Source organism: Bacteroidota bacterium, assembly GCA_030706565.1.
In the GTDB taxonomy this organism is placed as follows: domain Bacteria; phylum Bacteroidota; class Bacteroidia; order Bacteroidales; family JAUZOH01; genus JAUZOH01.
This window is the reverse complement of the sequence record JAUZOH010000247.1, coordinates 1-5,762: the sequence shown is the minus strand read 5'-3', so window position 1 is coordinate 5,762 and position 5,762 is coordinate 1. Positions and strand designations below refer to the sequence as shown.

Below are 5,762 nucleotides of genomic sequence, written 5' to 3'. Positions count from 1 at the left end.
TTAATATTCCTGTAAAAGACAGCGTACAGCTTAGGCCGTTAGGCATTAAACCGGAAAAAAACTGGTATCTTAAGGAAAAAAGCCCCGAAAACGATACCATTCATTATTGGTTGACTGATACCACCGTCAGCAAAAGGGATTCGCTGATGATAGAATTAAAATACCAGGCCACCAATAAAAAACTTGAGTATTTTACAAAGACCGATACCCTTTCCCTACGTTTTGCCGATAAGAAAGCCCCGGCAGTAAAAAAGAAGAAAGCAGAAAAGCCGGCAGCGCCTGAAGTCAAAAAGCAGGAAGCTTTAAGTTTGGTTTCATCCGTTAGTGATGGTTCTGCCATTGATCTGGACCAGAAAATTTATTTAGAAGCTGCTGTACCCATACAGAAAATAGATCCCTCAAAAATAAAACTGGTGGAAATTGTTGACAGTGTCGAACATTCGAAAAAATTTTCCTTACTGAAAGATTCGGTGCAACTTCGTAAATACATCATTGATTTTCCGTGGGAGGAAGATTCGAAGTACAAACTTACAATCCTGAAGGATGCATTTACGGATATTTATAACCATACCAATGATACCATCAATTTGAAGCTTAATAGCAAAAAAGCGGATTCGTATGGGAGCATTTTGCTGACTTTAAAAAATGTCAAAAAACAATATATCGTTCAGCTGCTTAACGAAAAAGAAGATTTAGTAAAACAGACCTTTGCCAATAAAGATGGGCTAATAAAGTTCGAATACCTGCAACAGGGTAAATACCTGATCAAGGTTATCTATGATAAAAACTGTAACGGCAAATGGGATACCGGCAATTATCTGAAAAAGATCCAGCCGGAAAGAGTAATGTATTATAAAGAATTGGTTCCCATACGTCCTAATTGGGATGTTGAAGTTTCGTGGGAAGTTCAGAATTAACCTGATGCAGGTGGTTGTGTGTGATTCAGGACAGTTCATAACTTGGTTCCCGAAAACAAAATTAATATTTCCTGTTGCTAAAAAATTAGAATTTTATTTTTCGATTCACATTTAAATATTTTTCTATAAAAATTCATCATGAATCCCGAACATATTGCTTTCGTAATTGCATCATTAACAATTATTTATTTAATTTATTATTTTCTTCCTGTCGATTGGCTGCTGAAAAAATTCATCGACGATGAAGTCAAAATACAAGCCTTAGGTGTGCTCATTAAACACCTGAATGGTTTTTTATTTTTTGGTCTGATACCTTTTCTGATCGTCGTTTTCTGCTTTGCTGAACCCTTAAGCAGTTACGGACTCAACCTGATCCATGTTAAAGAATCAATATTTTGGATTGTAATCTTATCGGCAATTTTTGTCCCCCTCAATTATTTTTTTTCAAAAACACCTGGAAACCTGGATGTGTATCCGCAAATCCGCAAAGGGATATGGAGCAGGAACCTTTTCTTTCTCAGTTCTTTTAGCTGGGTGCTTTATTTGACAGGGTATGAATTTCTTTTCAGGGGATTTTTATTTTTTAGTTGCCTTCGTTTTGCAGGTATTGTTTTTGCAACAACCATCTGTGTCTCATTTTACGCGCTGGTACATATACCTAAGGGCTGGAAAGAAGCAATAGGTACCATCCCTTATGGAATTGTAATTTGCCTGATTTCTGCCAAAACCGGTTCCATCTTGACAGCCTTGTTCAGCCATTCTGTTCTCGCTTTATCAAATGAATGGTTCTCTTTTTACCGCCAACCCGGGATGAAACTGGTAAAATAAAAATCCACAGACTTTAAAAAGCCTGTGGATCCATATTTTAATTACAAATAAAATTTTCTTTTATTCAACCGTGACTGATTTTGCAAGATTTCTGGGTTGGTCAACATTACAGCCCCTCATCACTGCAATATGATAAGATAACAGTTGTAAGGGTATAACAGCTAATAACGGAGCCAGGGCCATATCCGATTCAGGAACTTCAATAACATGATCGGCCAGTTTTTTAATTACCGTATCTCCTTCGGTAACAATGGCAATAATAATTCCTTTTCTGGCTTTTACTTCCTGGATATTACTTACAATCTTATCGTAAGAACTATCCTTGGTAGCTATAAAGACAACAGGCATTTTGTTGTCGATCAAGGCTATAGGCCCATGTTTCATTTCGGCTGCCGGATAACCTTCTGCATGGATGTAAGATATTTCCTTTAGTTTCAATGCACCTTCCAATGCTACGGGATAGAGATATCCCCTTCCCAGATACAAGGCATTGGTTGCATCCTTAAATAACTTAGCAATGGCTTTGACATACTCGTCACTGGCAAGGATTTTTTTAGCCTTTTCCGGGATCAATGACAATTCCCTGATCAATTGCACGTAATCGCCCTGGCTGAGGACATTACGTTTACGTCCGAGTATTAAGGCCATCATGGCAAGGACAGTAACCTGGGCAGTAAAAGCTTTGGTTGATGCAACGCCGATTTCAGGGCCTGCATGGGTATAAACGCCGGCATCAGTCTCTCTCGGGATACTGGAACCAACAACATTACAGATCCCCAATACCAGTGCACCGTATTTCTTCGCCAGTTTAATTGCGGCCAGGGTATCTGCAGTTTCTCCACTCTGACTGATCGCAATAATCACATCATCCTTGAGAATGATTGGTTTACGGTACCTGAATTCCGAAGCATATTCAACCTCTACCGGGATACGGGCAAATTCTTCAATCAGGTATTCGCCTACCAAACCGGCATGCCACGAAGTACCGCAAGCAACAATAATAATCCTTTTTGCTTCCAACAACCGGGGCATCACATGATATAAGCCACCCAAATGAACTTCCTTCTGGTCCGACGAAATTCTTCCTCTGAAAGTATCCAGGATAGATCTGGGTTGTTCGAAGATTTCCTTCATCATGAAATGGTCAAAACCATTCTTCTCCAGATCTTCTATTTCAAGGTTTATCTGCTGAACTTTAGGAGTGAGCTTGTCGTTTTTAAGGGTTTTTAAAATAAGCTCTTCCTTTTTAATGATGGCCACATCATTGTCATTCAGGTAAATAACGCTGTGGGTATATTCCACGATAGGAGTAGCATCAGAACCAATAAAATATTCACCTTCGCCAATTCCTATCACCAGGGGACTGCCCTTTCTGGCTGCAATGATTTTATCGGGTTCGTCCGTACAAAGAATAGCCAATCCGTAAGCACCTACAACCTTAGTCAGGGCAAGCCTTACAGCAATCTCCGCAGTAACTTTCCCTTTGATATAGATATACTCAATTAAATTAGCTAAAACCTCAGTATCGGTCTCACTTTTGAAATGATACCCCCTGTCAATAAGTTTCTTTTTTAAAATGGAATAATTTTCGATAATTCCATTGTGTACGATGATAAAATGGCCATTTTCAGAAACATGAGGATGGGCATTAACATCGTTAGGTTCCCCATGTGTAGCCCAACGGGTATGGGCAATACCAATGTTACCGGATATGTTTTTTTCAGCAACAAAATCTTCCAGATCACTTACTTTCCCTTTACGTTTGTAAACGTGAGGTTCATTATTTAACAAGGCAATACCCGACGAATCATATCCCCTGTATTCCAAACGCTTCAATCCCTGGATTAAAATCGGATAAGCGTCTCTCGAGCCAATATAACCAACTATACCGCACATAAAAGTATTTTTATGATTTTGATTTTCTGCAAAACATCATTTGTTGTGCACTTTATTAAACGCATCATTCCTGAAGAAATTATTAAAACTTAATAATAATTTGGGGAAAAGCATACCTTCTGCTTTTCTTCCAAAAATTCAGAAATAAAAACAGCAACAACAAGGGCAAAAATAAGAAAAAAATAATGGTTGTTAATGACTCGCTAAAAAATAAATCTTTTATCCTACGGTTTCCTTGGATTTTTTCTTAACAGATTCAGGGACAATGCCTAAAATCTTATCATAGAATGCAGAATATTCATCAACATAGCGTTCATCTGACTGTTTCGTTAACCACGGTTTTTCAATATCCTTGATATAATCGATTATTGCAGGATTAACATCCGTACTTCCCATTATGGCACCGTCGGAATACTTGATGGCCAGTTTGGACAAAGCCAGGTAGTCGGGATCTTCAAGGGAAAGTACATCTTTTTTGGTTATGCCATCCATGAGAATTTTCTCCTTGAATGATTTATCCATGGGCTTGGGAAACCCATCATCATAAACAGAATAAACCACCTTGGAATTCATGAAAATTGGATCATCCTTGTAAGTTTTTTTGATGAAAAGAGGTACCAGTGCGGTGATCCATCCATGGCAATGGATAATATCCGGGGCCCAACGAAGTTTCTTTACTGTTTCCAATACCCCGCGTGCAAAAAAGATACTCCGTTCATCATTATCGGGAAAATATCCCCCCTTTTCATCGGTGAGAACAAATTTCCTGTTGAAATAATCTTCGTTGTCAATAAAATAGACCTGCATGCGCGCTGCCTGTATCGAAGCCACCTTAATGATTAAAGGATGATCGGTATCATCAATTATCAAATTCATCCCGGATAAACGGATTACCTCATGCAACTGATTTCTCCGTTCGTTGATACATCCGTATTTCGGCATAAAAGTTCTAATCTCTTTCCCTTTTTCTTGAATTCCTTGTGGAAGATTACGTCCGATTATGGACATCTCGGACTCAGGTAAATAAGGAGTGATTTCTTGAGAAATGAACAAAACTTTTGTATTTTCCATTATTTCAACTTACAAAAATAGATTTCAAAAATTGTTGCAAAGATAGAAAAATTTATTGATATTCCGAATTTTACTTTTGATAAATATCTTCTTACTACTTATCAAGATTTAATCTCTTTTGATCAAAAATTTTTTATTTAAAATGAAATACTACAGTATCCTGCAGATTTGACAAAGAGAAAAGATTTAATTTTTTCTCTTTTTACATTATGACGTATATTTGTGCAATAATTTTCGATTATGCAGGTATATAAAACAGTAGATTCGATTTCTTCAGAAATTGGAAAAATAAGACAGCAAGGGAAAAGCATTGGTTTTGTCCCCACTATGGGCGCTTTACATAATGGCCATTTATCTCTCATTGCGCAGGCAAAACAAGAAAATGATGTGGTGGTGGTTTCAGTTTTTGTTAATCCGACCCAGTTTAACGATAAGAACGATCTGAAAAATTATCCAAGAACCGTTGAAGCCGATTTGAAAAAGCTTGAACAGGCAGGTTGCAGCATTGCTTTCGTGCCCACTGAAAAAGAAATTTATCCTGAACCCGATACGAGAGTCTTTGATTTTGGAAACCTGAACAAGGTGATGGAAGGCAAATGCAGGAAAGGCCATTTTAACGGTGTAGCGCAAGTTGTCAGCAGGTTATTTTCTATTGTTTCTCCCACCAGGGCATATTTTGGTGAAAAAGATTTCCAACAAATCTGTGTCATTAAAAGCATGGTAAAGCAACTGGGATTGTCGGTTGAGATTGTCCCCTGTCCCATCATCAGAGAAACAGACGGCTTGGCCATGAGTTCACGTAATGCCCTTTTGAGCCAGGACCAAAGAAAAAATGCTGTTCAGATATCGCAGACCTTATTCAAAGCCCGTGAAATTGCCTTGAATTATAGCGTTGAAGATCTGAAAAAATGGGTGATAGCACAGATCAATGCCAATCCTTTCCTGGAAGTTGAATATTTCGAAATCGTGGACGATGTCGAATTGATGCCTATAGCAGATTGGACAGAAAAGAAAAATAAAGTCGGTTGCATCGCCGTAAAGGTCGGAGCT

At 38.2% G+C, this 5,762-nt stretch carries 5 protein-coding genes; 3 read left to right on the top strand and 2 right to left on the bottom strand.

What is annotated here, in order from left to right; translation table 11 throughout:
• Together Q8907_11785 and Q8907_11780 are read left to right on the top strand one after the other, a co-directional pair.
• The coding region (locus Q8907_11785) for a hypothetical protein (protein MDP4274949.1) at positions 1-917 on the top strand (917 nt) is incomplete at its 5' end.
• A gap of 138 nt (positions 918-1,055) precedes the next feature.
• On the top strand, positions 1,056-1,745 hold the full coding sequence (locus Q8907_11780) for a CPBP family intramembrane metalloprotease (protein ID MDP4274948.1): 690 nt from the start codon (positions 1,056-1,058) through the stop codon (positions 1,743-1,745).
• A gap of 60 nt (positions 1,746-1,805) precedes the next feature.
• Here Q8907_11780 and glmS read toward each other — a convergent pair whose 3' ends face one another.
• Positions 1,806-3,641: a glutamine--fructose-6-phosphate transaminase (isomerizing) gene (gene glmS / locus Q8907_11775; GenBank protein ID MDP4274947.1), complete on the bottom strand. Its 1,836-nt coding sequence runs from the start codon at positions 3,639-3,641 to the stop codon at positions 1,806-1,808.
• Between the two features lie 219 nt (positions 3,642-3,860).
• The gene (locus Q8907_11770; GenBank protein ID MDP4274946.1) at positions 3,861-4,715 is read right to left on the bottom strand and encodes a glycogen/starch synthase; all 855 of its coding nucleotides are present in this window, start codon (positions 4,713-4,715) and stop codon (positions 3,861-3,863) included.
• A gap of 237 nt (positions 4,716-4,952) precedes the next feature.
• Between Q8907_11770 and panC the strand changes: the two genes are divergently transcribed.
• A partial coding sequence (gene panC, locus Q8907_11765; protein ID MDP4274945.1) for a pantoate--beta-alanine ligase occupies positions 4,953-5,762 on the top strand: 810 nt, incomplete at its 3' end.

Coding starts and splice junctions, on each gene's coding strand:
- Q8907_11780 (MDP4274948.1), top strand. CDS start 1,056: ATGAATCCCGAACATATTGCTTTCGTAATTGCATCATTAACAATTATT.
- glmS (MDP4274947.1), bottom strand. CDS start 3,641: ATGTGCGGTATAGTTGGTTATATTGGCTCGAGAGACGCTTATCCGATT.